This is a genomic window from Ruegeria sp. YTSA135 (genome assembly GCF_059610165.1).
In genome coordinates this window covers 1-25,428 of record NZ_JBXWNC010000017.1, presented here as the reverse complement: position 1 = coordinate 25,428, position 25,428 = coordinate 1, and the positions used below count along the sequence as shown (strand labels likewise).

Below are 25,428 nucleotides of genomic sequence, written 5' to 3'. Positions count from 1 at the left end.
CGACAAACCAGTCTGTAAGTGCCCTAGAAAACATGCGCGTCTGTGGCGCGCAAAGGGCTGAGAGTCAAGCAGTCAGATGTTTGTGAAATTCCCGTGCCGACCAGCCCCGTCGCGGAAACGACCCGCCCCGGCCGTGCCTTCGCGGCGGATCGCCTCAAGACCATTGGCCCATTCGACCTTGAGCGCATCCCGCACCGGCATACCGCGTGTCTCAATGATTGAACGGCGATCGGCCCGTACAGCCGCTTGCGGGAAACGGGCAATTTCACGGGCCATAGACTCGGCAACCGCCCGAGCCTCGCCATGCGGTACAACCTTTTCAGCCAGACCGATCCGATAGCATTCCTCTGCCTCGACCTTGCGCCCGGTCAGGGCAATCTCAAGCGCTTTGCCTTGCCCGACAAGCCGCGGCAGGCGGACCGTGCCACCATCCATCAGCGTAATCCCCCGGCGGCGGCAATAAACGCCCAGATACGCCGTTGCCGCCATCACATGGATATCACACCACAGGGCAAGCTCCATACCGCCCGCCACAGCGGCACCTTCAATTGCCCCGATCACCGGTTTGGACAACTCCAAACGAGACGGTCCCATGGGGCCAAGCGTCGAGGGCGCAGACCCAATCGGGAAGGCATGTTTTTCAAAATAGGCCTCGCCCAGCTCTCTGTCTGCAAGAGTGGCCGCCAGTTTCAAGTCCCAACCGGCGCAAAAATTACCACCCTTGCCCCAGAATACGGCAACCTTGGCCGGGCTATGTTCAAACTCCAGAAATGCGGCGACCAGTGCTTTGGCGTGTTCTGTGTCTACAGCGTTGCGGGCTTGCGGACGGTCATGGATGATGGTCCAGACATCTTCGGTTTTTTCGATTGAGACAGTCATGCGGTTCCTCCCTCGGACCTCAGGCCCCAAAGGAAACGCGTTTTGCCTCACCTGTCGCCCCTTACGCGGCGGAACTTAGTTGCTACGCTGCGCGCGCAGCTTGGCAAAGTAGTCCAGTCGTTTTTTCAACTCACGCTCAAATCCGCGTTCGACCGGTTGGTAGAGCTCGGGCCGCTCCATCCCGTCCGGAAAATAGTTCTGACCCGAAAACCCATCTTCGGCATCATGATCATACGCGTAGCCCGCGCCATATCCCTGATCCTTCATCAACGAGGTCGGAGCATTCAGTATATGCTTTGGCGGCGGCTCGCTGCCCGACTGCTTAGCCAGCCGCATTGCTGCCTTGTACCCCACGTACCCACCGTTCGATTTTGGGGCTAGCGCCAGATAAACAAGCGCCTGCGCCAGAGCAAGCTCACCTTCGGGGCTGCCAAGCCGCTCATAGGTTTGCCAGGACTGCAAGCAGATCGCCTGTGCTTGGGGATCGGCCAGACCTATATCCTCAACCGCCATCCGGGTGATACGGCGCGCCAAATACCTTGGGTCCTCGCCCCCCGTTAGCATTCTTGCAAACCAGTACAGGGCTGCATCCGGATCGGACCCCCGCACTGATTTGTGAAGGGCTGAGATAAGGTTATAATGCTCATCGCCTGATTTGTCGTATTTCGCCGCCCTACGCATCAGTCGTGTCGACAGCGCGTCCGGGTCGAGGGCCGCATCGACCTTCCAGGCCGCGATCTGTTCAATCAGGTTCAAAAGCGCCCGCCCGTCGCCATCCGCCATTTCCTGCAGTGCCTCGCGCGCGGGGCCAGTCAATGGCAATGCGCGATCGAGTTCTTTCTCTGCCCGCTGCGTCAGACGTTCCAGATCAGCAAGGCTAAGACGTTCCAGCACCAGAACCTGCGCCCGGCTGAGCAGCGCGGCGTTCAGTTCAAAAGACGGGTTTTCCGTCGTTGCCCCAACCAGCAGGATCGTCCCATCCTCCATATGCGGCAAGAACCCATCCTGCTGAGCTTTGTTGAAGCGGTGGATTTCATCCACGAACAACAGCGTGCCCTGCCCGTTCTGCCGCCGGATCCTGGCCGCCTCGAACACTTTCTTCAGGTCGGGTACACCAGTGAAAATGGCGCTGATCTGGACGAAATGCAGATCGGTTTCCTGCGCCAGCAGCCGCGCGATAGTTGTTTTGCCCACGCCTGGCGGCCCCCAGAACACCAAGCTGGACAAACTGCCCGAAGCCAGCATCACCCCCAGCGGCGCGTCTGGCCCCAATACCTGCTCTTGTCCGATTACCTCGGACAGCGACTGGGGTCGCAACCGATCCGCCAGCGGGCGATGGGCGGAAGATGTAGGCTCGGTTGCCCCGGTATCGAACAGATCGCCCAAGGTCCTACAGCCGGAACCGCAGGGAAACGGAACGGCCCCCGCGTAGAAGATCAAAGACCAACCGACGACCGGGGTTGGTCAGCGCATCCACCACATCACTGGTGCTTTCGACTTGAACACCGTTAATACCGTTGATCACATCACCCACACGCAGACCCGACCGGCCGCCATAGCGGCCAGCATCCACCACAACAACGCCGGTCTGCGACAAAAGCAGCCCCATCTGGGCAATCACCGCCGGGTTGATGCGCGCGACCGTCAGGCCCGGCATTACTGTCCGATCATCCAGCGCGGTTTCCTCAGCTGGTGGAGTCTCAGGTGCTTTGATCAAGGCAACTTCAACATCGGCTTGTTCATCACCGCGCAGACGGGTCACGACCGAGGTGCCACCAACCCCTGCCACGGACATTCGAAACTTCATCTCGGCGGGCGAGTTCACCTCATCCCCGTCTACATGGGTCACTACGTCACCCACTTGTAGACCCGCGTCAGCCAAAGGGCTAAGCGGATGAAGGTCGGAAATCACCACGCCCTGCGGCATAACCAGACCTAATGATTCCGCGATATCGGCACTCATGTGCTGGCCGGCCATCCCAGCCCATGGGCTGACGAAACTGTCATTGCCCTGCTGTGCTTGTCGTAGAAACTCTGCCACCAGGTTGGCCGGAATGGCAAAACCGATCCCGTTAGAGCCACCGGACCGGGTCAGGATAGCGGTGTTGATTCCAATCAGGTCGCCGTTCACGTCGATCAAGGCCCCGCCGGAGTTTCCCGGGTTAATGGCCGCATCAGTCTGAATAAAGTAGCCGCGCGCATTCCCCGTGGCTGCGCCTGTTCGGGCAAGTCCTGAAATTATACCTGACGATACAGTCTGCCCAACTCCGAACGGGTTGCCAATGGCCAGCGCCAGTTCACCCACCTCAACATGGTCCGAGTCGCGCAAGTCCAGGAATGGCAGGTCTTTGGCCCCGTCCAACCGAAGAATGGCGATATCGCTTTCTTTATCTCCCAGCACCACTTGCGCCGAATACTCTCTGCGATCTGTCGTCACCACGCGAATCTCGGTGGCCGATCCTACCACGTGGTAATTGGACACCACGTAGCCATCGGCGGACAGGATCACACCCGATCCAAGCGAGTTTTGAACCCGCGGGCGCGGCTCGCCAAACCCCCCGCCAAAGAAATCTTCAAAAAACGGGTCCGAGAAGAAGGGGTTCGCCCGGCCCCTCCTCACAATCTTGGCATAGATGTTGACGACCGCCGGCGATGCCTGTTTGACCACCGGCGCAAATCCTATGCTGATTTCGGCCTGCGATCGCGGAACGCGGGTGTCAGCGGACGCCATAGAAGCGCAGGCAAACAAGAAAGCAATAAGTGTCGCGCGGAACATAGTGACCTCAACCTACAGAGTTGTGATGGATATGCGCGCCCGCGAAAGGTAATGCAAGCATGGGGAGGGGGTTCGACACAGCGACAATGCTGGCCGCAAGTGTTTTTTTTCAGCATCGCCAGACAATCACGTTTGATGGCGTCAGGAGTCCGGTCGACATATCATTTGAAAGACGACGCTAGTCCACAACACAATCACTTACGATGGGATGCAGCGATCAAATATAAATCTTTGTCCGTGGAAAAGAAAAAGCCCCGCGTTGGGAACGCGGGGCCTGATCTGGAAAGCTTGAGCTTTCTTATTCTTCGTCTGCGGCCTCTTCGGCGGCAACGCGGGCTTTGTCAGCCGCGCCTTTGGCGTCGACGTCACGATCAACAAATTCGATGATCGCCATCGGAGCCATGTCGCCATAGCGGAAGCCAGCCTTCAGGATGCGGACGTAACCACCCTGACGCTCGGCATAGCGAGGACCCAGAACTTCGAACAGCTTGGCGACGTCTTTGTCTTCCTTAAGCTGTGCTGCGGCCTGACGGCGGGCGTGCAGGTCGCCGCGCTTGCCAAGAGTGACCAGCTTTTCGATGATCGGGCGCAGTTCTTTTGCCTTGGGCAGAGTTGTTTTGATTTGCTCATGCTCGATGAGCGAGCCAGCCATGTTCGCAAACAGAGCCTTGCGATGCTCATGAGTACGGTTCAGGCGGCGATAACCACGTGCGTGACGCATTTTCTAATTCCTTCTTTCGCGTTTTGCTTTGTCTGGCCGGCGATGCGTGTCACCGGCTCTCCTTGGGGCGGAAGTGCCCATACAGTCCCCGGAGGCCCGGGCATTGGGGAAGACGCCCTTAAAACGCGTCTTCGAATTTCTTCGCCAGATCTTCGATGTTGTCGGGCGGCCAATCCTCGACATCCATGCCAAGGTGCAGACCCATGCCGGACAGCACTTCTTTGATCTCGTTCAGCGACTTGCGGCCAAAGTTCGGGGTGCGCAGCATCTCGGCTTCGGTCTTCTGGATCAGGTCGCCGATGTAGACGATGTTGTCGTTCTTCAGGCAGTTTGCCGAACGGACCGACAGTTCCAGTTCGTCCACTTTCTTCAGCAGCAGCGGGTTGAATTCCAGACCATCGTCTTCGTCCTGGCGACCAGCCGATTCCGGTTCGTCGAAGTTGACGAAAATCGACAGCTGGTCCTGCAGGATGCGAGCGGCAAACGCCAGCGCGTCCTCAGGCGTGATCGACCCATCGGTATCAATCTTCAAGGTCAGCTTGTCATAGTCCAGAACCTGACCTTCACGGGTCGGCTGAACGTCATAAGCAACCTTTTTGACCGGCGAATAGATCGCGTCGATCGGGATCAGGCCGATGGGCGCATCTTCGGGCTTGTTCTTCTCGGCCGAGACATAACCCTTGCCAGTATTGACGGTCAGCTCCATGAACAGATCAGCGCCATCGTCCAGATGGCAGATGACGTGATCGCGGTTCAGAACCTCGATACCGGCGCTTTCGCTGATGTCGCCCGCGGTGACAACTGCGGGACCCTTGGCATTGATCGACAGGCGCTTGGGGCCTTCGACTTCCATGCGCAGCGCAACCTGCTTGAGGTTCAGGATGATGTCGGTGACGTCTTCACGAACGCCTGCGACCGACGAGAACTCGTGCAATACGTTATCGATCTGAACGCTGGTGATGGCCGCACCCTGCAGCGAGCTCATCAGAACACGGCGCAGCGCGTTGCCCAGAGTCAGACCAAAGCCACGCTCCAGCGGTTCGGCAACCAAGGTTGCCTGGCGCGCAGGATCGTTGCCCGGCTTGCCTTCCAGCTGGGTCGGCTTGATCAATTCTGCCCAATTCTTGTGGATCATGTAATCCCTCCATTCCTGTCCGCGCCCCATGACCAACAAGGTGCAGACGCCCGAGGTTTAAAATGACGTGCTGGGGCCGTGCAAAAACACAGCCCCAACTCAATTCAAAATTCCTTACACGCGGCGGCGCTTAGGCGGACGGCAGCCGTTGTGGGCCATCGGCGTCACGTCGCGGATCGACGTGATGTTGAAGCCTACTGCAGCCAGCGCGCGCAGCGCCGATTCACGACCCGAACCGGGGCCCTGAACTTCGACTTCCAGCGTCTTGACGCCATGTTCCTGCGCTTTTTTGCCTGCGTCTTCAGCAGCCATCTGAGCGGCGTAGGGTGTTGATTTCCGCGATCCCTTGAAACCCATGGTACCGGCAGACGACCATGCGATGGCGTTGCCCTGTACGTCCGAGATCAGGATCTTGGTGTTGTTGAAGGTCGAGTTCACATGGGCAACGCCCGATGCGATGTTCTTACGCTCTTTGCGCTTAACGCGAGTCTTGTCACGTGCCATCGGTCAGACCCTCCCTTATTTCTTCTTACCGGCAATGGCCTTTGCGGGGCCTTTGCGGGTACGAGCATTGGTGTGGGTACGCTGACCGCGAACCGGCAGGTTGCGGCGGTGACGCAGACCGCGATAGCAGCCCAGGTCCATCAGGCGCTTAACGTTCATCTGAACTTCACGACGCAGGTCACCTTCAACGGTGAAGTTCGCATCGATGTGTTCGCGGATGGCCAGAACTTCGGCGTCGGACAGTTCGTTGACGCGACGGTGCGCTTCAATGCCTACGGCTTCGCAAATCGCTTTGGCCGAGGTGTTGCCGATACCTGTGATATATGTGAGGGCGATTGGTACCCGTTTGGCAGTCGGGATGTTTACGCCGGCAATACGTGCCACGTGTCACTTTCCTTTTTGTTGCGGTTCCGTAGCTCCAGAACCTTTTTTCACAACACTTGACCGTGGCAGTGAGGCCAGAGGGTCCAGCATTTGTACGAGGTCGTTAAAGCGCGCCGGACGAATCCCGCACGCAAACATGATTCCCATAGGGATGTGGGTCGATATGTACTTTTGAAGGGGCCGTCAAGCCCCAACACGCAGTCAGCCCAAAATCGCCTCGATTGAGGCGGTGACTTCTTCGATGCCGGCCAGTCCATTTACCGGACGCAGGTCGCCTTTGGCATAGTAATACCCAATCAACGGCGAGGTCTTTTTGTAATATTCCATCAAACGTGTACGCAGGCTGTCTTCGTTGTCGTCTGCGCGACGCCGGAAGTCATTTTCCTTACCGCAATTGGTACATTTACCATCAGCCGGAATTGGCTTGGTGATGTCGTTGTAGACTTCACCACATCCGCCACAGGTCGAGCGCGCCGTGATACGCTTAACCAGCGCCTCATCGTCAACACGGATCTCGATCACGGTATGCAGCGACTGACCCACTTTCGCCAACAACGCCGCCAGCGCGTCAGCTTGTGCCAACGTGCGCGGGAAGCCATCAAAGATAAAGCCAGCGCCGGTTTCCGAGGTCAGCTTCTCTTCGATCAGGCCAATCACGATTTCATCGGTGACAAGCTTGCCTGCGTCCATGATCGCCGCAACCTTCTGGCCCATCTCGGTGCCCGAGGTCTTGGCTTCGCGCAACATATCTCCGGTGCTCAACTGTACCATGCCGCGTGTTTCAACGAGGTGGCGCGCTTGCGTCCCTTTACCGGCGCCCGGGGGGCCAAGGAGAATAATATTCATCGACGAGCGGGTCCCTTCCTGCCGCGTTTCTTACCCTTGCCGCGCAGTTGAGACTTTTCAATCAGCCCTTCGTATTGATGCGCCAGAAGGTGGCTCTGAACCTGTTGGATCGTATCCATGGTCACAGAGACGATAATCAGAACAGAGGTGCCGCCGAAATAGAACGGGATGGCAAACTGGTTCCGAAGGATTTCCGGCAACAGACAAACAGCTGCCAGGTAGGCCGACCCCAAAACCAGCACGCGGTTCACGACGTATTCCAGATACTCGGCGGTCTTCTTGCCCGGACGAATGCCCGGTACAAAGCCATTCTGTTTTTTCAGGTTATCCGCCACATCGTCCGGCTTGAACGACACGTTGAACGTGTAGAAGTAGGCGAAGAAAACGATCATTGCGGCAAAGAACAACAGATACAGCGGCTGTCCGGGGCCAAAGTTCGCCAACAGCCACGACATCACCGGCCCGCTGGTTGCTCCGGATGAGAAGGTTGAGATCGTAACCGGCAACAGCAGTAGCGAACTTGCAAATATCGCCGGGATCACGCCTGCCGGGTTCACTTTGACCGGTAGATGGCTTGAGCCGCCTTCATATACCTTCATACCGGCTTGTCGGCGCGGATACTGTATGTGAATCTTTCGCAATGCCCGTTCCATGAACACCACAAAAGTGATGACGGCAATGACCATCAAGATCACGCCAACGATCACGGCGGGGCTGATCGCACCAGACCGACCAGACGCAAAGAACTGCGCCAAAGCAGCTGGAACTTCCGCAATGATGCCGACAAAAATGATCAGAGAGATACCGTTACCGATGCCGCGTGCGGTGATCTGCTCACCCAGCCACATCAGGAACATCGTGCCTCCGACCAGAGTGATCATGGTCGACATCCGGAAAAACAGGCCCGGATCTGTCGCAAGATCACCCGATTCCAACGAAACGGCCAGACCATAAGACTGCACAGTCGCCAACGCCACTGTACCAAAACGGGTGTATTGGTTGATTTTCTTGCGGCCCTGCTCGCCCTCTTTCTTGAGTTGTTCGAGCGCGGGAACCATCGAGGTCAGCAGTTGCACGATGATCGAGGCAGAAATGTAGGGCATGATGCCGAGGGCAAAAATACCCATCCGCCCCAGCGCCCCGCCGGTGAACATCGAAACCATGCCGCCGATGCCCTGCCCCGCCTGCTCCATGAACTCACGCAGTGCCTGACCATCAATCCCCGGCACCGGAATAAAGGTGCCCAGGCGATAGACGATCAACAAACCCAGTGTGAACAGGATGCGGTTGCGCAGATCGGTGGCTTTTCCCAGGGCAGACCAGCTTGTATTGGCTGCCATTTGTTCTGCTGCTGATACCATGAATCGGTCTCTCTTATGGAAACGCCGCCCGAAACCGTTTTCCGGCTCGGGCGGCGTTTGGGAAAACTCTGACGTCTATGTAAGCGGGTCTTGCCCCGCTCACAAGCGCTTACTCTGCCGCAGCGGCTTTTGTGACCGTCAGTGAACCGCCCGCTTTCTCAACCGCCTCAACGGCAGCTTTCGAAGCACCTGTCACTTCCAGGTTCAGTTTTGCACTGATTTCACCCTTAGCCAGAACGCGGACACCATCCAGTTTGCGGCGAACCAGACCAGACGCAACCAACGCATCTTCAGTGATCGCAGCGGACGCATCCAGTTTGCCGGCGTCGACGAATTTCTGGATCAGGCCAAGGTTGATAACGGCGAATGCCTTGCGGTTGGGCTTGTTGAAGCCACGCTTGGGCAGACGCTGATACAGCGGCATCTGGCCGCCTTCATAGCCGTTGATAGCCACACCCGAACGGGATTTCTGGCCTTTGATACCACGGCCACCCATTTTACCTTTGCCCGAGCCGGGACCACGGCCGACGCGTGTCCGTTTCGGTGCGGCGCCGGGATTCTCGCGCAATTCATGCAGTTTCATATCGCTTCTCCTAAGCCGGATATGACCCCGAAGCGTAATGGGTCAACCGCGGCATTTCTTGATTTCGATTCTCGTGGCCACAAAGCCACCGGAGGCGTATAGAACTGTTGAGATCGCTTGGCAAGCGTATCGACACGTTCAAGCCTTAGTCGTCATCCTGTTCGGTCGTATCGGTCTCAGGTTTTGGCAGAACCGGGGCAGCCCTAGGATCGATACCATGCTTCTCAACCAACGCTCCCAAAAAACTGTCGGGATGAGGAATGCCACCAAACTTATTCCTTACGAACGAGCGCATGCGTCGTCCGTAAAAGTGGATCGACATGGTCTCATCCGTGACAAATCGCGCAGCGTTGGCGCCGGGCCGTCCCAAAACCCTGCGATGCGCATACGAAATTGGATAGAGGAATTGCTCAGGCAATGAGAAACGAGCCTCGCCGTTCTGCTCAAGTAACCAGGACAGCGCAATCGGCCCCCACACGCCCCAGGGCATTTCACCGGCATGACGCGGATTTCCATCCCGTGCGTCCTTAATCAAGTCGCGCCGATGTCTCTTGGCGAGCCATGGAGGGATTCTGTAGGGGTTGTCTGTGTAGTCGATCAGGTCAAACAGAGTCGGGCTATCGACCGGCAGTCTTAACACACCATTGTTCGTCTCATTGGGTGAGATTCTGCCGTGGAAATGGCCGTTATCCGTCGTGAACGGCTTAACGCAATACGCATCGGTATCGGCCCAAATCATATCTGGCTGCTGCGCAAGCATACGATACCGAAACTTGTCGGCATGAACTGCAGGACTGCCGGTTCTCTCATGCGTCAGGATGTTCTCATCAGATAAGACTTCCCGCGCATCACGACGCTCTGTACCGTCCGGTATGTTTGGTATCTCTCCGTAGGAATAGAGGCAGACATGCTGCCCGACATCCAGATAAGACTTGATGCAGACCTGTTCGAGAAAGCTCAGCGGTCCGTCGACCCACAGCATCCCGATCTGATATTCTCGCGCCATAAGAGTTTATTCCGTTGGATTGATGCACCTAAGCCGTTTCAATAGCATTTGCCTGATACGGCACGACGTCACAATCCCGCTGGTGAAAAAATCCGTCGCCGTGACACCAGGGGCGCTGAATCCAAAAGAGACGCCAAACGGCGCCTCTGGATAAACGGCCGAGTTCGCAATTTACGAACAGAACGTGTGATCGCGCGCGATGTCCTTTATGTCGCAGCGACGTACACCGATGTCGTTCAACTCGCGATCTGTCAGGCCTTGCAGCTCAGAGTATGTGCGGCTGTACTCCGCACGCAGCGCAAACGATTTCCTCACCTGCGCAACGAATTTGCTGAGACTGGCAGCCACGCTGAAACCGCGACCAGAGGATGTTGCTGTATATGCCATTAGAGAGTCCTTTCCTGACCGGAGCGTATTCTCCGGATTATTCCTGTTCCTTTATGGGGACAGCGGTCAGATAAGCGTGCCAGATACCGCCAACAACCGAAGTTTCGGTCTAGCCGCTATGCACTAAGGGAATGGCCAGCGTGAAATTTTCAAGCCGCAGAGATACACTTCGATTGGTCCGGGGCACCCGGTTGAAAGGGTGGCTTCCTCGGACCCTGAAGCGGCGCATCTACCAACCTGCTGCGACCAAAAAACGCCCCCGAATACATCGGAGGCGTTTCTTTTGCTTCGAAAGGTTGGCGCTTAGCCGCGCTCTTCGATGATCTCAACCAGATGCGGGATCTTGTCGACCATGCCGCGAACCGAAGGGGTATCTTCCAGCTCACGGGTCTTGTGCATCTTGTTCAAACCCAGACCGATCAGGGTCGCGCGCTGTTCAGCGGGGCGACGAATCGGCGAACCGATCTGCTTGACAACGATGGTTTTAGCCATGACTCGCTCTCCTTACGCTTCTTCGGCGACTTGCGCCGATGCCGCTGGTGCTTCGTCCCGCTTGGGCAGGATGTCTGCAACCTTTTTACCACGACGTGCCGCAACCGAACGCGGGCTCTGCTCTTTCTGCAGACCGTTGATGGTGGCGCGGATCATGTTGTACGGGTTCTGCGAGCCCAGCGACTTGGACACAACGTCCTTGACGCCCAGCATTTCGAACACAGCACGCATCGGACCACCGGCGATGATACCGGTACCTTCAGGCGCGGTGCGCATAACCACTTTACCGGCACCGTGACGGCCTGTCATGTCGTGGTGCAGGGTACGACCTTCGCGCAGTTGCACGCGGATCATCTGACGCTTGGCTTGTTCAGTTGCCTTGCGGATGGCTTCGGGTACTTCTTTCGCTTTACCCTTGCCAAAGCCGACGCGGCCCTTCTGATCGCCGACAACCACCAGAGCGGCGAAACCAAAGCGCTTACCACCTTTTACGGTTTTCGACACGCGGTTGATTGCAACCAGGCGATCTGCAAATTCCGGTGTTTCTTCACGGTCGCGGCCACGGCCCCGACGGTTTTCACGTTCTGCCATTTGGCATCCCTTTTCTCATATGGCGCTTCCGGCGCCGTTTCTTCAATCCAAGTGAGCCTCGACTGCTGCCGAGGCCCCCGGATCATCGGGGCGGACCAAAACCCGCCCGCAGGTTTTAGATCTTCAGACCACCGTCACGCGCAGCGTCGGCCAGAGCCTTCACCTTGCCGTGGAACAGGAAGCCGCCACGATCGAAATAGGCCTCTTCGACGCCTGCCTTCTTGGCCCGCTCGGCGATAGCCGCGCCCACTTTGGTGGCCGCTTCGATGTTGTTCTTGCCAACAACGCCCAAGTCCTTTTCCAGGCTCGAGGCCGAAGCCAGGGTCACGCCACGCACATCGTCGATCAATTGAACAGAGATGTTCTTGTTCGAGCGATGCACGGACAGACGCGGACGACCCGCGTTGACCTTGCGAAGTTTGTTCCGAACGCGCAGGCGGCGCTTCAGAAACAGGGTTCTTTTGCTGTTTGCCATTGTGTTCGTCCTTACTTCTTCTTGCCTTCCTTGCGGAAGATAAACTCGCCCTTATAGCGGATACCCTTGCCTTTGTACGGCTCGGGACGGCGCCAGTCGCGGATCTTGGCCGCAACTTCGCCAACCAGCTGCTGGTCGATACCTTCCACAACAACTTCGGTCTGCTTCGGTGCGGTGATGGTGACACCTTCCGGAGCAACGAAATCAACATCGTGGCTGTAGCCCAGGTTCAGCTTCAGGGTGTTGCCCTGCATCTGAGCCCGGTAACCAACACCCTGGATCTCCAACTCTTTCTTGAAGCCGTTGGTCACGCCTTCAATCAGATTAGCAACCATGGTGCGGCTCATGCCCCACTGCTGGCGCGCCCGCTTGGACATGCCACGAGGGTTGATCTGCACGACGTTGTCTTCAACCGACAGAGTTACGTCGTCGGTCGCGGTGAAGCTGCGGGTGCCTTTCGGACCTTTGACTTCGATGGTCTGGCCAGACACAGAGGCGGTAACGCCGCTGGGCAGCTCGACCGGTTTTTTACCAATACGAGACATTGCAGACCTCCTTAGAAGACGGTGCAGAGCACTTCGCCGCCAACATTGTTGGAGCGAGCGTTTGCGTCCGACATCACACCTTTCGGAGTGCTGACAATCGACACACCCAGACCCTGACGGACCTGCGGGATGTCATTGACGCCCATGTAAACGCGACGACCGGGTTTTGAGACCCGCTTCAGCTCACGAATAACAGGGGTGCCTTCGTAGTATTTCAGGCTGATTTCGATGGCCGGATGACCGTTTTCACCGGTCGTCTTTTCATAGCCACGGATGTAACCTTCGTCCGCCAGCACGTCCAGAACCCAACCGCGCAGCTTGGATGCCGGGGTGGAAACGGTGGACTTGCCGCGCATTTGCGCGTTGCGGATACGGGTGAGCATATCGCCGATAGGATCATTCATATCTATGTCTCCCTTACCAGCTCGATTTCACCATGCCAGGGATCTGACCAGCAGAACCCAGCTCGCGCAGCGCGATACGGCTGACCTTCAGCTTACGGTAGTAAGCGTGGGGACGACCGGTCAGCTGACAACGGTTGTGCAGACGGGTAGCCGAGCTGTTGCGCGGCAGTTTCGCCAGTTTCAGACGCGCCTTGAAACGCTCTTCCATCGGGCGGCTCTCGTCATTCGCGATTTCTTTCAGCTCGGCACGCTTTGCGGCATATTTGGCCACCAGGCGTTCGCGCTTTTTCTCGCGTTCGATCATTGCTTTTTTAGCCATGTCTCAATCCTCCCGGCGCTTATGCGTTGAACGGCATGTTGAATGCTTTCAACAGGCTTTTCGCTTCAGCGTCGGTTTTCGCTGTGGTGGCAATTACGATATCCAGGCCCCAGACCTCATCGACTTTGTCGAAGTCGATTTCCGGGAACACGATGTGCTCTTTCATGCCCATGGCAAAGTTGCCCTGACCATCAAAAGACGGTTTCACACCGCGGAAGTCACGAACGCGCGGCAGCGCGATGGTGATCAGACGATCCAGGAATTCATACATCCGGTCGCCGCGCAGGGTCACTTTCGCGCCCAGCGGCATATCTTCACGGACGCGGAAACCCGCGATCGACTTCTTCGCCTTGGTTGCAACGGCCTGTTGACCGGCAATCGCAGTCAGATCCTCGACAGCAGCTTTTGCTTTCTTCGAATCTTTGACGGCTTCGGCACCACACCCGATGTTCAGAACGATTTTCTCCAGCTTGGGCAGCTGCATGTCGTTCTTGTAGCCGAACTCTTCTTTCAGAGCGGCACGGATGGTTTCGGCGTACTGAGCTTTCAGACGCGGGGTATAGGTTGCGGTATCAAGCATCGATCACGTCCCCCGTGGTCTTGGCGAAACGAACCTTCTTGTCACCTTCCATGCGGAAGCCAACGCGGGTTGCTTTACCGTTTTTGTCCAGCAGAGCCAGGTTTGACAGGTCGATCGGGTTTGCCTGAGGCAGACGACCACCTTGCGACGTTTGCGACTGGCGGGTGTGGCGGATGGCAATGTTGATGCCTTCGACCACGGCTTTACCAGCTTTAGGATCGACCGAGGAAATGGTTCCCTCTTTGCCCTTATCCTTACCAGCCAGCACGACGACCTTGTCGCCTTTGCGGAGTTTAGCAGCCATGATTACAGCACCTCCGGAGCCAGCGAGATGATTTTCATGAAGTTCTTGCCGCGCAGTTCACGAACAACGGGGCCAAAGATACGGGTACCGATCGGCTCATTGTTGTTGTTCAGAATGACGGCGGCGTTGCGATCAAAGCGGATCGCGGTGCCGTCTTCACGGCGGACTTCCTTGGCGGTGCGCACGACGACGGCCTTACGGACGTCACCTTTCTTCACGCGGCCGCGCGGGATGGCTTCCTTCACCGAGACGACAATGACGTCGCCGACGGAGGCGTATTTACGCTTGGAACCACCCAGGACCTTGATGCACTGAACTCGGCGTGCGCCGGAGTTGTCAGCAACATCCAGATTGGTCTGCATCTGGATCATGTGGTTTCTCCCGACCTGTGGGGGCTGTTCTGTTTAGGTCCCCCAGGGTTTCGACAAATGGAATATTCTGGTGACTTACGCCTCCAGAACCTCCCAACGTTTCGTCTTCGATTTCGGTGCGCATTCGATGATGCGGACTGTGTCACCGACCTTGAAGGCGTTCTTTTCATCGTGAGCCCGGTATTTCTTGGACTTACGGATGGTTTTCTTCAGAACCGGATGCGTAAAGCGGCGCTCGACGGATACGGTTACTGTCTGTTCATTGGCGTCGCTGGTCACGGTGCCTTGCAGGATACGCTTGGGCATCTGATTACTCCTCGGATGCCGCAGCAGCGGCCTTTTCGTTCAGAATGGTTTTGACACGGGCAGCATTGCGGCGGGCCGCTTTGATGCCAGCAGTGTTTTCCAGCTGACCGGTTGCCTGTTGAAAGCGCAGGTTAAAGCTTTCTTTCTTCAGGTTGGCCAGTTCCTCGCGGAGCTGGTCCGGGGTCTTGTCACGCAGTTCTTGGGCGTTCATCGCCTTTTTCCTTTGCTCAAAACACCAGAAGGCCCCCTTGCAGGGTCACCTTGGACCTGGTGGATGAATGATAGACATACGAATCGCCCGACAACGCCGGGAGACCGCAGGATGCCGCCGTATAAGGGTTTAGGGGGTGGGTGGCAAGAGGAAGATTGGTGACTTGAACAATACCATCGTCCCAACCAGTGAGATATCAAGGCCGTTCATAAGTTTCGCACAATACTACTCTGATGTCTTTTTGATCGTTCGGCGAATGATGTCTTCAAAGTACCAGGCGTCCGGCAAGCGAGGAAGCCACAGCTTTAGACGCGCGCCGCGCAGCAAAAGAGCCGTTTTTGATCCTCGAAACTGCTCGATGACAGACAGGCGCATATCACACACCGCACCGCCGGAATCCAACACAATCACTCGCTGGGTGGTGATTACATAAAAGGTTCTTCGAAACAGGGAGTGTATTATCACCCACGGAATTATCATGAGTGTCGGCGCGAAAACTGCGACAAGTATTGCATCAGACAGCGATGGTAGTAACCGCGCTCGAACCGCATAAACGGGTTGTTCGTTGTCGCCCAAAATGAGCGGTTCAATTTCATTAAAAAGTACAGCCAATGTCACGACGGATACCTAGCATACAATGGGCAAATGCGCTTTTATTCGGATGGGCTCTACCCGTTCGCCCCTCAATCCCACTTATAGTTAAAACTCACCGAAATCCGCTCCTCTTCGGCCATGTTCATCGGCACTTCGTGGCGCAGCCAGCTTTCCCAGAGAAGGACATCCCCCACTTGCGGCTTCATATAGATGAACGGCTGCAGATCCCGTCGCCCGCCTTTGATCCGCGTCGGCGCGGCCATCATGCGGCCTGAACGCGGATCCTCCAGCTTCAACGCACTCGCCCCTTCGGGCATGGCAACATAGGTCGTGCCCGAGATCACGCTGTGCGGGTGCAAATGGCTGGAGTGCATTCCGCCCTCGGGCAGGATGTTGATCCACAGGTCCTCAAGCTTCAGTTTTCCCTCGCCCAGATCGAACTCCAAATCCTTGGCAAAAGCCGCCACGTGCTGGTCCAATGCCGCTACCAGATCGGCGAAGATCGGAAAACGCCAGGGGAGATCGGTCAGCGAGGCATAGCTGGTATAACCGGGATAGCCATTCTCCTCACACCATTCCTGTCCGGCCTCATCATCCTCGGCGATGACAAGACAAGAGCTTTCCAACTCTCCCGCGTCGATCTTCGGATCGAACTCGGACAAAGCTGCGCGATAAAGACGGGTAACGAAGAGTGATTCAATTTTTGGCATAGAGACCTATTAGACCAACCGCCCGGCGATTTCGATAGGGAGTTTAGCGAGGCTCTGCCTCGCGCTCCGGGATATTTTTAGCCAGATGAAGACGAATACCCCTGGTTCATCTGGCCCGAAATATCCCGGGGAGTCGCGGCTTGCCGCGGCGGGGGCAGAGCCCCCGAAAAGAAAACCCCGCCGGTTTCCCGACGGGGATCAATCTTGTCACGATCGAGGCCTAAGCCCCAATTCGCTTACCAGTCTTCGCGGACCACGACGCGGGTCTTGATCGGCAGCTTCATCGCGGCCAGGCGCAGGGCCTCGCGGGCGATGTCGTCATTGACGCCGTCGATCTCGAACATCACGCGGCCAGGCTTGACCTTGCATGCCCAGCGATCGACCGAACCCTTACCTTTACCCATACGAACTTCGATCGGCTTTGCAGTGACCGGAGTGTCGGGAAAGATGCGGATCCAGACACGACCCTGACGCTTCATGTGACGCGTCATGGCACGACGTGCAGCTTCGATCTGGCGTGCGGTTACACGCTCAGGCTCAAGAGCTTTCAGGCCGTAGGTGCCAAAGTTCAGATCAGAGCCGCCCTTGGCCAGGCCTTTGATCCGGCCTTTGTGCATCTTGCGGAATTTAGTACGCTTTGGTTGAAGCATATCTTTCCCTCCTTAGCGACGACCGCCACCAGCACCACGAGGTGCAGGGCCGTCCTGGAGTTCCTGTGCTTTACGGTCACGTGCCTGCGGATCGTGCTCCATGATCTCACCTTTGAAGATCCAGACCTTGATCCCGATGATCCCGTAGGGGGTCATCGCTTCGGCATGTGCGTAATCGATGTCGGCGCGCAGGGTGTGCAGAGGCACGCGGCCTTCGCGGTACCACTCGGTCCGTGCGATTTCAGCGCCGCCCAGACGACCAGCGACGTTCACCCGGATACCCAGGGCGCCCATGCGCATGGCGTTCTGAACCGAGCGCTTCATTGCGCGACGGAACGAAACACGACGTTCCAGCTGCTGAGCGATGGACTCGGCAACCAGCTGCGCGTCAAGCTCGGGCTTGCGCACTTCGACGATGTTCAGGTGCAGTTCGCTGTCGGTCATGCGAGCAAGCTTTTTGCGCAGAACTTCAATGTCTGCACCTTTCTTGCCGATGATGACACCGGGACGAGCCGTGTGGATCGTAACGCGGCACTTCTTGTGCGGACGTTCGATAATCACACGGGCAACACCGGCCTGCTTGCACTCTTTGTTGATGAACTCACGGATCTTGAGGTCTTCCAGCAGAAGATCACCGTAGTCCTTGGTGTCGGCGTACCAGCGGCTGTCCCAGGTGCGGTTGACCTGCAGGCGCATGCCGATCGGATTTACTTTATGACCCATTAGGCTTGCTCCTCAACTTGACGCACCTTGATGGTGATCTCCGAGAACGGCTTCATGATCTTGCCGAAACGGCCACGGGCACGCGGACGACCGCGCTTCATGACCAGGTTCTTGCCAATCCATGCTTCGGCGACGATCAGCTCGTCAACGTCCAGGTTGTGGTTGTTTTCGGCATTCGCGATTGCGGACTGCAGGCACTTCTTGACGTCCTGCGCGACACGCTTGTTCGAGAAAGTCAGGTCGGTCAGAGCCTTTTCAACTTTCTTGCCGCGGATCATTTGCGCAACCAGGTTCAGTTTCTGCGGGCTGGTGCGAAGCATGCGCGTTTTCGCCATTGCTTCGTTTTCAGCCACGCGGCGGGGGTTCTTTTCCTTGCCCATGACTTACTTCCGCTTCGCTTTTTTGTCTGCGGCGTGACCGTAATAGGTACGAGTTGGCGAGTATTCACCGAACTTCTGACCGATCATGTCTTCCGAGACGTTTACGGGGATATGCTTCTGGCCGTTGTACACACCAAAGGTCAGACCCACGAACTGGGGCAGAATGGTGGAACGACGCGACCAGATTTTGATGACTTCGTTGCGGCCCGACTCGCGCGCTGCTTCGGCTTTTTTCAGCACGTAAGCATCGACGAAAGGACCCTTCCAAACAGAGCGAGACATAGATTAACGTCCCTTCTTCTTGGCGTGCCGCGAGCGGATGATCAGCTTCTGGGACGCTTTGTTCTTGTTACGGGTACGCTTACCCTTGGTGTCCTTACCCCACGGTGTAACCGGTGTACGGCCACCCGAGGTACGACCTTCACCACCACCGTGCGGGTGATCGATCGGGTTCATTGCAACACCACGAACCGACGGACGAACGCCTTTGTGGCGCATACGACCGGCTTTACCGAGGTTCTGGTTCGAGTTGTCGGGGTTGGACACGGCACCAACGGTGGCCATGCATTCCTGACGGACCATGCGCAGCTCGCCCGAGCTCAGACGGATCTGAGCGTAGCCGCCATCGCGACCAACGAACTGAGCGTAAGTACCGGCCGCACGTGCGATCTGACCACCTTTGCCAGGCTTCATCTCGATGTTGTGGACGATGGTACCAATGGGCATGCCCGAGAACGGCATTGCGTTGCCCGGCTTGATGTCGGCCTTGGCGGATGCCACGACTTTATCACCTACAGCCAGACGCTGCGGAGCCAGGATATATGCCTGCTCGCCGTCTTCGTATTTTACCAGTGCAATGAATGCGGTCCGGTTCGGGTCATATTCGATCCGCTCGACGGTTGCCGCGACATCAAATTTGTTCCGTTTGAAGTCAACGATCCGGTAGAGACGCTTTGCGCCACCGCCGCGGCGGCGTGAAGTGATCCGTCCGGTGTTGTTCCGGCCGCCCGATTTGGTCAAACCCTCAGTGAGAGACTTGACCGGACGTCCTTTCCAAAGCTCCGAACGGTCGATCAGCACCAGCCCGCGCTGGCCCGGCGTCGTCGGCTTGTACGACTTAAGTGCCATGCTTTCTGTCTTCCGTTTAGCAAGTGCAGGGAGTTTCCCCGCTATGTGATAGGCCCCCGTAGGTGCCAAGGGTATAGGGCCCCGAAGGTCCCCGGTTTCAAATATCAGAGGCCCCGGAACGAATCCGAGGCCGCAAGATTGGGAGCGTTTAGCAGTGTTGGGGGTGGGTGTCTATAGGCGCACTAGGAAACTTGACAACAAAGTACGCCGAAGCTCATCAGCTTTAAACTCTCGGCAACTTTTCTTCAGCAGTCAAAATAAAACTTTCGATCGGACCTGAAATTTTGGGGTTTATTATCCTCTCGGAATTCTCAGCCGCGAACTCTGCTAGCCAGTGTTTTACTTCGAATTTTATAGCTTCATTCCAAGGCTTTCCTGCCTCCTTAAACAAACGCTCAATAGAGTAGGACCACTTTTGTTTGATCTTACCCTTCGGCTTCTTCTTGGGATCTACGCCAAATTCAGCCAGGAACGCGCTTGAATAGACAGACTTATCATAAAGATCTTCTAGCTCAGCTTCATCGAGATGTGGAACAGAACATAAATTTACATCTCGCAGCTTGAGCACTTTGTCATCAAGCGCTCTTTTAGTGGCAGATTGCCCGGCGCTGTCGTCATCCAAGAAGCACTGTACTAGGCAGGCGCCTGCACGGTAAAACGATGCCTTCTGGCGTAGTCCGCTCGCACTACCTAGATGATCGAAAGTCACCGTGCCGGCCTCTAAAGCCTTTTGCAAAATCGGGCTGCGGTTGAGAAGAACTTGTTTCAGAACCTTTGCATCGTCGGTACCTTCTACCAAAAGAACCAATCTTGCGTTTTCTAGATTGTCCGAGAATCGAACTCCAAGAGCGTCCCTTATCTCTCCAACGTGAGATGCGGGAGCCGCCTTGCTAGATTTTACAATAATCGTATTTCTGAGGTCGTGCGGATTAACAAATAGTGGAGAGTGACTAGTGAGAACCACTTGATTTTTTAGAGCGAGAGTTTCAATCACTGATCGAAGTTCGTGTACCGCTCTGGGATGCAAATGAGATTCTGGCTCCTCAATCGCAATTACGGTGCTCACATCCTCTTCGTTTTGCTCTGAACCATGACGCATCAAAGCAAGGGCTACCAAGCTTTGCACACCATCCCCCTTGCGGTGCAACTTGGTTAAATTGCCATCGTCGACAATGATTTCAACGTCACGTCGAAGTGATTGGAAACGAGACTCGCTTCTGCTTTTCAACTCGACAGATTTAACGCCCGGAAGAAAGTTCGAAACTGTTGTTTGAATTGTGTTTGCAAGCTCGTCGAAAACTGGCTGCTGCAACTCTTCAATTTTTCTCACAGCGCCTGCGTACTCAGGGTCGCTTTCCAATCGATAAAGCTCCCGCTCAACCAATCGAGAAATGACTTTGGTGGCAGATTGCGCCGTCCGTATTGCGGGAATGTACTCAAACCTGATCCGCTGGGATACAAAGTCCGCTATTCTTGTACTCTTTTTTGTGAGGGTAGCTTGACCTCGACCGGGTTTTCTGACGGACACGTCAAATGTGCGTTGACCAAAAGCGATCATTAGCGGAAGCGTTCCGTTAAGATTGCTCTTTATTTCCTCTTTGAACTCTGCCGTTTCAGCCTCATCGAGTTCAAATTCTAACGTAATGTTTGTGGTGCTTGCAGCAGTTGCTCGACCTTGCTTGCCAACCGGAAAGTCTGTCTCCCAATCATATCCAATCCGGCCGTGGCGCCGAATTACCGCTCCTGATGGGCTTTTTATCAGCCTTCCGTCGACGGTCCTCCTCACTTGTCGATGCCATTCCACCAGAGCGTTCATAGCAAGCGTTAGGGCATGAAGAATGTTGGACTTCCCTTCGTTATTCGCCCCAACCAAAAGAGAATAGTCTGAAAGAGGAATTTTTCGTGCCGTTGTAATAGAGCGATAATTTTCCACAGAAAACGAAACTAGCTTCACAAATTTCTTCCTTAGGTTGATTTAGCCAGACCCTAAATCAATGTCTAAAACAAAAAAACCCCCGCTTTCGCGGGGGCCTTTATCTCTCTCCAAAGACGGGTCCGATCAGAGACCGGTGCTCACGTCGATGGTGTAACCCTCTTCCAGGGTCACATATGCTTTCTTGACGTCTTTCCGACGGCCCAGTCGGCCGTTCACCCCAAAGATCGCCTGCGACACAGCGGCTCGGACTCCACCGCAACTCGCTGCTTGAGTTTGATATGGCCCAGCACCTCGCGAAAGGCGCGGTGTTTGGGTTTGCCTTCCAGATAATCCGCCAGTTTGAGCAGGTTGATCGGGTGCTTCGTAATCAGCGCCTCAATCCGCTGCACCGCGTCGTCCAGTTCATAGTGATCCACGAACTGACAGGCCACCTGCGTGGGCGTCAGGAGGCAGTAATCCTGCGGGCGTTTCTCAGTATAGCGCGCGATGTCGAAGGGCGACGCGCCGAGCGCGTGGAACTTGGGGATGTGCACGCGCATATCGGCTTCGGCGTGCTCCAACACCGTACCCGAGATCTGGCGGAACTCCAGCGAGCCAAGCTTGCCGACCACATGCTTGCGCATCGCCGGAGAGATCATATCCACATCCGCCCGGTCATATTTCAGATCGTCGAAAACCGACAACAGCCCCAGCTTTTCATCGGCAATCTGAAAATAGGGCTCGGCGCTGAACGTTCGCATTTGCTCCAGCACCTGCGCACGCACAGTTTCAGGGTCCGAAACGAAATCGGCCCCGGCGGGTTGAACCGCCGAGGCCGTAAATAGTCGCAGCAAGCGTCGGATCAAAGACCGGTGCTCACGTCGATTGTGTTACCCTCTTCCAGGGTCACATATGCTTTCTTGACGTCTTTCCGACGACCCAGCTGGCCGCGGAACCGCTTGACCTTGCCTTTGGTCACAGTGGTGTTCACCGCTTTGACCTTCACACCAAACAGCGCCTCAACGGCCTCTTTGATCTGCGGCTTGTTGCTGTCGATCGCCACTTCAAAGACAACCGCGCCGTTTTCGGACGCCATGGTCGACTTTTCGGTGATGATCGGCTTGCGGATCACATCGTAGTGTTCTGCCTTCGCGTTCATTTCAGACGAGCCTCCAGTGCTTCGACAGCCGCTTTGGTGAGCACCAGGGTGTCACGCTTGAGGATGTCATAGACGTTTGCGCCCATCGACGGCAGGATATCCAGACCTTCGATGTTCTTGGACGCTTTCAGGAAACCTTCGTTCACGGTCGCGCCGTCGATGACGAGCGCGCGTTTCCAGCCCAGGTTTGCAACCTGTTTGGCCAGAGCGGCGGTCTTGCCTTCAGCTTCGGCGTTCTCGATCACAACCAGTTCACCTGCCTTGGCTTTTGCCGACAGAGCGTGGCGCAGGCCAAGCTTACGGAACTTCTTCGGCAGGTCGTGGCCGTGCGAACGCGGGGTCGGGCCCTTGTAGATACCACCCTTGCGGAAGATCGGCGCGTTGCGGTCACCATGGCGTGCGCCACCGGTGCCCTTCTGGCGATAGATCTTCTTGGTCGAGTAGCTGGTTTCCGAGCGGGTCTTGACCTTGTGGGTGCCGGCCTGCGCGTTGTTGCGCTGCCAACGGACCACACGGTGCAGGATGTCCGCGCGCGGCTCAAGGCCGAACAGGTCTGCATCCAGCTCGATGTTGCCGGCCTTACCGCCGTCCAGTTTGATTACATCAAGTTTCATGCTTCACCACCTTCCGCGGGAGCTTCTTCCGCAGGAGCTTCGGTCGCTTCAGTTGCAGCCGATTTCACAGCAGCCGGGAAAGGCAGGCCTTCCGGTGCTTTCTTCTTGACGGCGTCCTTGACGGTAACCCAGCCCGATTTCGGTCCGGGAACGGCGCCTTTGATGAAGACCAGACCACGATCGGCGTCGGTTTTGACGACTTCCAGGTTCTGGGTGGTTACACGGGCAGCACCCATGTGACCGGCCATCTTCTTGCCTTTGAACACTTTGCCCGGGTCCTGACACTGACCGGTCGAACCGTGCGAACGGTGGCTGATCGAAACACCGTGCGAGGCGCGCAGACCACCAAAGTTCCAGCGCTTCATCGCACCAGCAAAGCCTTTACCGATCGAGGTACCCGAAACGTCAACTTTCTGACCTTCCAGGAAGTGTTCTGCCGAAATTTCGGCGCCCACATCAATCAAGCCATCTTCGGAGACGCGGAACTCGGCCAGCTTACGCTTGGGCTCGACCTTGGCGGCGGCGTAGTGGCCGCGCATGGCCTTCGAGGTGCGTTTTGCTTTGGCCGCACCGGCGCCCAGCTGAACGGCGGTGTAGCCGTCTTTGTCAGCGGTACGCTGTGCAACGACCTGCAGGTTGTCCAGGTGAAGAACGGTCACAGGAATCTGCTTGCCGTCTTCCATGAACAGGCGGGTCATGCCAACTTTTTTTGCGATAATACCAGAGCGCATAATCTATACCCTCCGATCTTACGACTGCAGCTTGATCTCGACGTCCACACCAGCAGCCAGGTCGAGCTTCATCAGCGCGTCAACGGTCTGGGGGGTCGGATCAACGATGTCGAGCAGACGCTTGTGCGTACGGATCTCGAACTGGTCGCGGGATTTCTTGTCAACGTGAGGGCCACGGAGAACCGTGAACTTCTCAATCTTGTTCGGCAGCGGGATCGGGCCGCGCACGTTCGCGCCGGTCCGCTTGGCAGTGTTGACGATCTCTTGCGTGCTGGCATCCAGAACGCGATAGTCAAATGCCTTCAGCCGAATACGGATGTTTTGGCTTTGCATATTAACAGCCTTTTATCAGGCGTTGGAGTTGAGAGGAGGACAAGCGCGCATCGCCAACCCTCATCGAACCCAAAAGGCGGGAATCACCCCGCCTTGATGTTCTTAGTGAGAACTCGCGCGTGATAGTGGGGTTGGTGCGGTTTGGCAAGGGGGAAGTTGTCTTGCTCATGCTTGGACAACAAGTTTCAGCCTAGTCTGCCAATCTCTCAGAAAAGAAGGCGTCCTGTTCTTTTCTCGACACAACCTATGAGGTACGTCTCAAGAAGCAAGAAATATCGTTAGGATTAAGCATTGGAAGACCTCTCAACACTGTACATTTTTCTCGACGAGGGTGGGAATTTCGATTTTTCCAAAAACGGAACCAAATTCTTCAGCATCACCTCAGTCAGTTTGAGGAGGCCGTTCCGGCTACACACAAGTTTGGATACTTACAAGTACGACTTAATCGAGCACAGAATCAGACCCCGTATTGAGCTTCAGCATTTTCATTGTGCTGACGACAATGCTCACGTAAGGCGTCGGGTTTTTGACATGTTGGCGGATGGATTAACTGAAAATTCGGTTGACGCCGTTTTGGTGGAGAAGTCAAAGACTGGCCCTGCACTGCAAGCACCGGAAAAGTTCTATCCTCGTATGCTTGGATATCTGCTGAGGTATGTTGTGGACAACACGCGGGAGGGAATTGGCGAAATAGTAGTCATAACCGACTCTATTCCTGTCGCACGCAAACGTAAGGCGATAGAAAAAGGTCTTAAGTCTATTCTCAAAGAAATGTTGCCTTCCGACACTCCTTATCGAATTATGCATCACGCTTCCAAGGCACACTACGGTCTCCAAGTCGCAGACTACCTAAATTGGGCGATTTATAGAAAGTGGGAACACGGAGACACCAGCACATATGACACGATCCGTCATTTGATTCAGAGCGAGTTTGATATTTTTCGAACCGGAAAGCGCCACTACTATTAGAGCAATTGACCCCCCCAACTACCATACGGAGAACCCCTTGGGTTCTTATCATCGGGGGGGAACCTTTAGCTCAAATATAGCGAACAAACTATAAAGTACAAGTTAATCGCATCGGAGCGCCATCGAGCAGGCTACTTGTGCCTTAATTGAAAAGGCCGCCCCTTTGTGGGACGGCCTTCATTAGTTCAACGGTGTGGGCTCTCATTGCTCCTGCGGAGCAACTGCCGCCCACCGCTAACAACGTCTTGCGACGTTGTTACTCAACAATCTTCGACACGACGCCGGCGCCGACGGTGCGGCCGCCTTCGCGGATGGCGAAGCGGAGGCCCTGCTCCATCGCGA

General features: G+C 56.1%; 38 protein-coding genes and 1 pseudogene. 1 reads left to right on the top strand and 38 read right to left on the bottom strand.

Going from position 1 to position 25,428, the window contains the following annotated elements; translation table 11 throughout:
- Positions 1-72: 72 nt before the first annotated feature.
- The 37 genes and pseudogenes from AC2FIT_RS18805 to rpsJ all read right to left on the bottom strand — a co-directional run bounded on the left by AC2FIT_RS18805 (position 73) and on the right by rpsJ (position 24,117).
- Entirely contained in the window at positions 73-879 is an 807-nt protein-coding gene (locus AC2FIT_RS18805) for a crotonase/enoyl-CoA hydratase family protein (RefSeq protein WP_496831528.1), read from the bottom strand.
- Between the two features lie 75 nt (positions 880-954).
- Complete coding sequence (locus AC2FIT_RS18800) at positions 955-2,265, bottom strand: replication-associated recombination protein A (protein WP_496831527.1); 1,311 nt, start codon at positions 2,263-2,265, stop codon at positions 955-957.
- Between the two features lie 4 nt (positions 2,266-2,269).
- On the bottom strand, positions 2,270-3,655 hold the full coding sequence (locus tag AC2FIT_RS18795; protein ID WP_496831526.1) for a trypsin-like peptidase domain-containing protein: 1,386 nt from the start codon (positions 3,653-3,655) through the stop codon (positions 2,270-2,272).
- A 298-nt stretch (positions 3,656-3,953) separates the two neighbouring features.
- Positions 3,954-4,376 carry a 50S ribosomal protein L17 gene (rplQ, locus tag AC2FIT_RS18790; protein ID WP_039538314.1) on the bottom strand — a complete coding sequence of 141 codons (423 nt, stop codon included), beginning with the start codon at positions 4,374-4,376 and terminating at the stop codon, positions 3,954-3,956.
- Between the two features lie 118 nt (positions 4,377-4,494).
- Entirely contained in the window at positions 4,495-5,511 is a 1,017-nt protein-coding gene (locus AC2FIT_RS18785) for a DNA-directed RNA polymerase subunit alpha (protein WP_068340717.1), read from the bottom strand.
- 114 nt (positions 5,512-5,625) lie between these two features.
- A complete protein-coding gene (rpsK, locus tag AC2FIT_RS18780) occupies positions 5,626-6,015 on the bottom strand; it encodes a 30S ribosomal protein S11 (RefSeq protein WP_496831525.1) in 390 nt (129 codons plus the stop codon).
- 15 nt (positions 6,016-6,030) lie between these two features.
- Positions 6,031-6,399: a 30S ribosomal protein S13 gene (gene rpsM, locus AC2FIT_RS18775; RefSeq protein WP_008757392.1), complete on the bottom strand. Its 369-nt coding sequence runs from the start codon at positions 6,397-6,399 to the stop codon at positions 6,031-6,033.
- A gap of 201 nt (positions 6,400-6,600) precedes the next feature.
- Positions 6,601-7,245, bottom strand: coding sequence for an adenylate kinase (locus AC2FIT_RS18770; protein WP_496831524.1), 645 nt, complete (start codon positions 7,243-7,245; stop codon positions 6,601-6,603).
- Positions 7,242-8,606 carry a preprotein translocase subunit SecY gene (gene secY, locus AC2FIT_RS18765; protein WP_496831523.1) on the bottom strand — a complete coding sequence of 455 codons (1,365 nt, stop codon included), beginning with the start codon at positions 8,604-8,606 and terminating at the stop codon, positions 7,242-7,244. Before secY ends, AC2FIT_RS18770 begins: the two co-directional genes overlap by 4 nt.
- Positions 8,607-8,715: 109 nt before the next feature.
- Entirely contained in the window at positions 8,716-9,189 is a 474-nt protein-coding gene (gene rplO, locus AC2FIT_RS18760) for a 50S ribosomal protein L15 (RefSeq protein ID WP_496831522.1), read from the bottom strand.
- Positions 9,190-9,334: 145 nt separating this feature from the next.
- Positions 9,335-10,195, bottom strand: a complete 861-nt coding sequence (locus AC2FIT_RS18755) for a hypothetical protein (protein ID WP_496831521.1) — start codon at positions 10,193-10,195, stop codon at positions 9,335-9,337.
- A 171-nt stretch (positions 10,196-10,366) separates the two neighbouring features.
- Positions 10,367-10,582, bottom strand: coding sequence for a DUF1127 domain-containing protein (locus AC2FIT_RS18750; protein WP_068340734.1), 216 nt, complete (start codon positions 10,580-10,582; stop codon positions 10,367-10,369).
- Positions 10,583-10,885: 303 nt separating this feature from the next.
- Positions 10,886-11,074 (bottom strand): 50S ribosomal protein L30, encoded by a 189-nt coding sequence (gene rpmD / locus AC2FIT_RS18745; RefSeq protein WP_496831520.1) that lies wholly within the window; start codon positions 11,072-11,074, stop codon positions 10,886-10,888.
- A 12-nt stretch (positions 11,075-11,086) separates the two neighbouring features.
- A complete protein-coding gene (gene rpsE / locus AC2FIT_RS18740; protein WP_496831519.1) occupies positions 11,087-11,665 on the bottom strand; it encodes a 30S ribosomal protein S5 in 579 nt (192 codons plus the stop codon).
- Positions 11,666-11,780: 115 nt separating this feature from the next.
- Positions 11,781-12,140, bottom strand: a complete 360-nt coding sequence (gene rplR / locus AC2FIT_RS18735) for a 50S ribosomal protein L18 (RefSeq protein WP_068340737.1) — start codon at positions 12,138-12,140, stop codon at positions 11,781-11,783.
- Between the two features lie 11 nt (positions 12,141-12,151).
- On the bottom strand, positions 12,152-12,685 hold the full coding sequence (gene rplF / locus AC2FIT_RS18730) for a 50S ribosomal protein L6 (RefSeq protein WP_068340739.1): 534 nt from the start codon (positions 12,683-12,685) through the stop codon (positions 12,152-12,154).
- Between the two features lie 11 nt (positions 12,686-12,696).
- Positions 12,697-13,089 (bottom strand): 30S ribosomal protein S8, encoded by a 393-nt coding sequence (gene rpsH / locus AC2FIT_RS18725; RefSeq protein WP_068340741.1) that lies wholly within the window; start codon positions 13,087-13,089, stop codon positions 12,697-12,699.
- Positions 13,090-13,102: 13 nt separating this feature from the next.
- On the bottom strand, positions 13,103-13,408 hold the full coding sequence (gene rpsN / locus AC2FIT_RS18720; RefSeq protein WP_068340744.1) for a 30S ribosomal protein S14: 306 nt from the start codon (positions 13,406-13,408) through the stop codon (positions 13,103-13,105).
- A gap of 19 nt (positions 13,409-13,427) precedes the next feature.
- Positions 13,428-13,988 carry a 50S ribosomal protein L5 gene (rplE, locus tag AC2FIT_RS18715; protein WP_224892099.1) on the bottom strand — a complete coding sequence of 187 codons (561 nt, stop codon included), beginning with the start codon at positions 13,986-13,988 and terminating at the stop codon, positions 13,428-13,430.
- A complete protein-coding gene (rplX, locus tag AC2FIT_RS18710) occupies positions 13,981-14,292 on the bottom strand; it encodes a 50S ribosomal protein L24 (RefSeq protein WP_496831518.1) in 312 nt (103 codons plus the stop codon). Before rplX ends, rplE begins: the two co-directional genes overlap by 8 nt.
- A 2-nt stretch (positions 14,293-14,294) precedes the next feature.
- Positions 14,295-14,663, bottom strand: a complete 369-nt coding sequence (rplN, locus tag AC2FIT_RS18705) for a 50S ribosomal protein L14 (RefSeq protein ID WP_068340767.1) — start codon at positions 14,661-14,663, stop codon at positions 14,295-14,297.
- Between the two features lie 75 nt (positions 14,664-14,738).
- Positions 14,739-14,969 (bottom strand): 30S ribosomal protein S17, encoded by a 231-nt coding sequence (gene rpsQ, locus AC2FIT_RS18700; RefSeq protein WP_068340771.1) that lies wholly within the window; start codon positions 14,967-14,969, stop codon positions 14,739-14,741.
- A gap of 4 nt (positions 14,970-14,973) precedes the next feature.
- A complete protein-coding gene (rpmC, locus tag AC2FIT_RS18695) occupies positions 14,974-15,180 on the bottom strand; it encodes a 50S ribosomal protein L29 (protein ID WP_010437082.1) in 207 nt (68 codons plus the stop codon).
- Positions 15,181-15,405: 225 nt separating this feature from the next.
- Entirely contained in the window at positions 15,406-15,798 is a 393-nt protein-coding gene (locus AC2FIT_RS18690) for a hypothetical protein (protein ID WP_496831517.1), read from the bottom strand.
- Positions 15,799-15,863: 65 nt separating this feature from the next.
- Positions 15,864-16,484 (bottom strand): 2OG-Fe(II) oxygenase family protein, encoded by a 621-nt coding sequence (locus tag AC2FIT_RS18685; RefSeq protein WP_496831516.1) that lies wholly within the window; start codon positions 16,482-16,484, stop codon positions 15,864-15,866.
- Positions 16,485-16,720: 236 nt separating this feature from the next.
- Positions 16,721-17,134 carry a 50S ribosomal protein L16 gene (gene rplP, locus AC2FIT_RS18680; protein WP_058283513.1) on the bottom strand — a complete coding sequence of 138 codons (414 nt, stop codon included), beginning with the start codon at positions 17,132-17,134 and terminating at the stop codon, positions 16,721-16,723.
- A gap of 12 nt (positions 17,135-17,146) precedes the next feature.
- On the bottom strand, positions 17,147-17,857 hold the full coding sequence (gene rpsC, locus AC2FIT_RS18675; RefSeq protein WP_008758042.1) for a 30S ribosomal protein S3: 711 nt from the start codon (positions 17,855-17,857) through the stop codon (positions 17,147-17,149).
- On the bottom strand, positions 17,857-18,237 hold the full coding sequence (rplV, locus tag AC2FIT_RS18670) for a 50S ribosomal protein L22 (protein WP_496831515.1): 381 nt from the start codon (positions 18,235-18,237) through the stop codon (positions 17,857-17,859). The genes rpsC and rplV overlap by 1 nt, the downstream gene beginning before the upstream one ends.
- 3 nt (positions 18,238-18,240) lie before the next feature.
- Positions 18,241-18,519 carry a 30S ribosomal protein S19 gene (gene rpsS / locus AC2FIT_RS18665; protein ID WP_005980699.1) on the bottom strand — a complete coding sequence of 93 codons (279 nt, stop codon included), beginning with the start codon at positions 18,517-18,519 and terminating at the stop codon, positions 18,241-18,243.
- A gap of 3 nt (positions 18,520-18,522) precedes the next feature.
- Positions 18,523-19,365 (bottom strand): 50S ribosomal protein L2, encoded by an 843-nt coding sequence (gene rplB / locus AC2FIT_RS18660; protein ID WP_008757664.1) that lies wholly within the window; start codon positions 19,363-19,365, stop codon positions 18,523-18,525.
- A gap of 223 nt (positions 19,366-19,588) precedes the next feature.
- On the bottom strand, positions 19,589-21,319 hold the full coding sequence (locus AC2FIT_RS18655; RefSeq protein WP_496831514.1) for an ATP-dependent nuclease: 1,731 nt from the start codon (positions 21,317-21,319) through the stop codon (positions 19,589-19,591).
- Between the two features lie 105 nt (positions 21,320-21,424).
- Positions 21,425-21,511, bottom strand: a pseudogene (locus AC2FIT_RS18650) (50S ribosomal protein L23); the annotation flags it as partial.
- A gap of 2 nt (positions 21,512-21,513) precedes the next feature.
- A complete protein-coding gene (locus AC2FIT_RS18645; protein ID WP_496831513.1) occupies positions 21,514-22,146 on the bottom strand; it encodes a hypothetical protein in 633 nt (210 codons plus the stop codon).
- On the bottom strand, positions 22,143-22,439 hold the full coding sequence (locus tag AC2FIT_RS18640) for a 50S ribosomal protein L23 (RefSeq protein ID WP_496831512.1): 297 nt from the start codon (positions 22,437-22,439) through the stop codon (positions 22,143-22,145). Before AC2FIT_RS18640 ends, AC2FIT_RS18645 begins: the two co-directional genes overlap by 4 nt.
- Positions 22,436-23,053 (bottom strand): 50S ribosomal protein L4, encoded by a 618-nt coding sequence (gene rplD, locus AC2FIT_RS18635; RefSeq protein WP_170694153.1) that lies wholly within the window; start codon positions 23,051-23,053, stop codon positions 22,436-22,438. Before rplD ends, AC2FIT_RS18640 begins: the two co-directional genes overlap by 4 nt.
- Positions 23,050-23,784 (bottom strand): 50S ribosomal protein L3, encoded by a 735-nt coding sequence (gene rplC, locus AC2FIT_RS18630; RefSeq protein WP_068340789.1) that lies wholly within the window; start codon positions 23,782-23,784, stop codon positions 23,050-23,052. Before rplC ends, rplD begins: the two co-directional genes overlap by 4 nt.
- An 18-nt stretch (positions 23,785-23,802) precedes the next feature.
- On the bottom strand, positions 23,803-24,117 hold the full coding sequence (gene rpsJ / locus AC2FIT_RS18625) for a 30S ribosomal protein S10 (protein WP_008756422.1): 315 nt from the start codon (positions 24,115-24,117) through the stop codon (positions 23,803-23,805).
- Positions 24,118-24,408: 291 nt separating this feature from the next.
- Here rpsJ and AC2FIT_RS18620 point away from each other — a divergent pair, with 291 nt between their 5' ends.
- Positions 24,409-25,086 (top strand): DUF3800 domain-containing protein, encoded by a 678-nt coding sequence (locus tag AC2FIT_RS18620; RefSeq protein ID WP_496831511.1) that lies wholly within the window; start codon positions 24,409-24,411, stop codon positions 25,084-25,086.
- A 256-nt stretch (positions 25,087-25,342) separates the two neighbouring features.
- Here AC2FIT_RS18620 and AC2FIT_RS18615 read toward each other — a convergent pair.
- The coding region (locus AC2FIT_RS18615; protein ID WP_496831580.1) for an EF-Tu C-terminal domain-related protein at positions 25,343-25,428 on the bottom strand (86 nt) is incomplete at its 5' end.

What these genes read in the sequence shown, in the direction of transcription:
- rpmC (WP_010437082.1), bottom strand. Translation starts at nt 15,180, where the DNA reads ATGAACGCCCAAGAACTGCGTGACAAGACCCCGGACCAGCTCCGCGAG.
- rpsC (WP_008758042.1), bottom strand. Translation starts at nt 17,857, where the DNA reads ATGGGTCATAAAGTAAATCCGATCGGCATGCGCCTGCAGGTCAACCGC.
- AC2FIT_RS18685 (WP_496831516.1), bottom strand. Translation starts at nt 16,484, where the DNA reads ATGCCAAAAATTGAATCACTCTTCGTTACCCGTCTTTATCGCGCAGCT.
- rplC (WP_068340789.1), bottom strand. Translation starts at nt 23,784, where the DNA reads ATGCGCTCTGGTATTATCGCAAAAAAAGTTGGCATGACCCGCCTGTTC.
- rpsQ (WP_068340771.1), bottom strand. Translation starts at nt 14,969, where the DNA reads ATGCCCAAGCGTATCCTGCAAGGCACCGTGACCAGCGACGCCAATGAA.
- rplE (WP_224892099.1), bottom strand. Translation starts at nt 13,988, where the DNA reads ATGCTTGATACCGCAACCTATACCCCGCGTCTGAAAGCTCAGTACGCC.
- rplQ (WP_039538314.1), bottom strand. Translation starts at nt 4,376, where the DNA reads ATGCGTCACGCACGTGGTTATCGCCGCCTGAACCGTACTCATGAGCAT.
- rplX (WP_496831518.1), bottom strand. Translation starts at nt 14,292, where the DNA reads ATGGCTGCTAAACTCCGCAAAGGCGACAAGGTCGTCGTGCTGGCTGGT.
- AC2FIT_RS18795 (WP_496831526.1), bottom strand. Translation starts at nt 3,655, where the DNA reads ATGTTCCGCGCGACACTTATTGCTTTCTTGTTTGCCTGCGCTTCTATG.
- rplD (WP_170694153.1), bottom strand. Translation starts at nt 23,053, where the DNA reads ATGAAACTTGATGTAATCAAACTGGACGGCGGTAAGGCCGGCAACATC.
- rpsE (WP_496831519.1), bottom strand. Translation starts at nt 11,665, where the DNA reads ATGGCAGAACGTGAAAACCGTCGGGGCCGTGGCCGCGACCGTGAAGAA.
- rpsH (WP_068340741.1), bottom strand. Translation starts at nt 13,089, where the DNA reads ATGAATGATCCTATCGGCGATATGCTCACCCGTATCCGCAACGCGCAA.
- rplP (WP_058283513.1), bottom strand. Translation starts at nt 17,134, where the DNA reads ATGCTTCAACCAAAGCGTACTAAATTCCGCAAGATGCACAAAGGCCGG.
- AC2FIT_RS18770 (WP_496831524.1), bottom strand. Translation starts at nt 7,245, where the DNA reads ATGAATATTATTCTCCTTGGCCCCCCGGGCGCCGGTAAAGGGACGCAA.
- secY (WP_496831523.1), bottom strand. Translation starts at nt 8,606, where the DNA reads ATGGTATCAGCAGCAGAACAAATGGCAGCCAATACAAGCTGGTCTGCC.
- rpsJ (WP_008756422.1), bottom strand. Translation starts at nt 24,117, where the DNA reads ATGCAAAGCCAAAACATCCGTATTCGGCTGAAGGCATTTGACTATCGC.
- rplN (WP_068340767.1), bottom strand. Translation starts at nt 14,663, where the DNA reads ATGATCCAGATGCAGACCAATCTGGATGTTGCTGACAACTCCGGCGCA.
- rpmD (WP_496831520.1), bottom strand. Translation starts at nt 11,074, where the DNA reads ATGGCTAAAACCATCGTTGTCAAGCAGATCGGTTCGCCGATTCGTCGC.
- rpsN (WP_068340744.1), bottom strand. Translation starts at nt 13,408, where the DNA reads ATGGCTAAAAAAGCAATGATCGAACGCGAGAAAAAGCGCGAACGCCTG.
- rplB (WP_008757664.1), bottom strand. Translation starts at nt 19,365, where the DNA reads ATGGCACTTAAGTCGTACAAGCCGACGACGCCGGGCCAGCGCGGGCTG.
- AC2FIT_RS18755 (WP_496831521.1), bottom strand. Translation starts at nt 10,195, where the DNA reads ATGGCGCGAGAATATCAGATCGGGATGCTGTGGGTCGACGGACCGCTG.
- rplR (WP_068340737.1), bottom strand. Translation starts at nt 12,140, where the DNA reads ATGGCAAACAGCAAAAGAACCCTGTTTCTGAAGCGCCGCCTGCGCGTT.
- rpsK (WP_496831525.1), bottom strand. Translation starts at nt 6,015, where the DNA reads ATGGCACGTGACAAGACTCGCGTTAAGCGCAAAGAGCGTAAGAACATC.
- rpsS (WP_005980699.1), bottom strand. Translation starts at nt 18,519, where the DNA reads ATGTCTCGCTCTGTTTGGAAGGGTCCTTTCGTCGATGCTTACGTGCTG.
- AC2FIT_RS18640 (WP_496831512.1), bottom strand. Translation starts at nt 22,439, where the DNA reads ATGAACGCGAAGGCAGAACACTACGATGTGATCCGCAAGCCGATCATC.
- rplF (WP_068340739.1), bottom strand. Translation starts at nt 12,685, where the DNA reads ATGTCTCGTATTGGTAAAAAACCGGTCGAGCTGCCCAGCGGCGTTACC.
- rplO (WP_496831522.1), bottom strand. Translation starts at nt 9,189, where the DNA reads ATGAAACTGCATGAATTGCGCGAGAATCCCGGCGCCGCACCGAAACGG.
- AC2FIT_RS18785 (WP_068340717.1), bottom strand. Translation starts at nt 5,511, where the DNA reads ATGATCCACAAGAATTGGGCAGAATTGATCAAGCCGACCCAGCTGGAA.
- AC2FIT_RS18805 (WP_496831528.1), bottom strand. Translation starts at nt 879, where the DNA reads ATGACTGTCTCAATCGAAAAAACCGAAGATGTCTGGACCATCATCCAT.
- rplV (WP_496831515.1), bottom strand. Translation starts at nt 18,237, where the DNA reads ATGGGCAAGGAAAAGAACCCCCGCCGCGTGGCTGAAAACGAAGCAATG.
- AC2FIT_RS18750 (WP_068340734.1), bottom strand. Translation starts at nt 10,582, where the DNA reads ATGGCATATACAGCAACATCCTCTGGTCGCGGTTTCAGCGTGGCTGCC.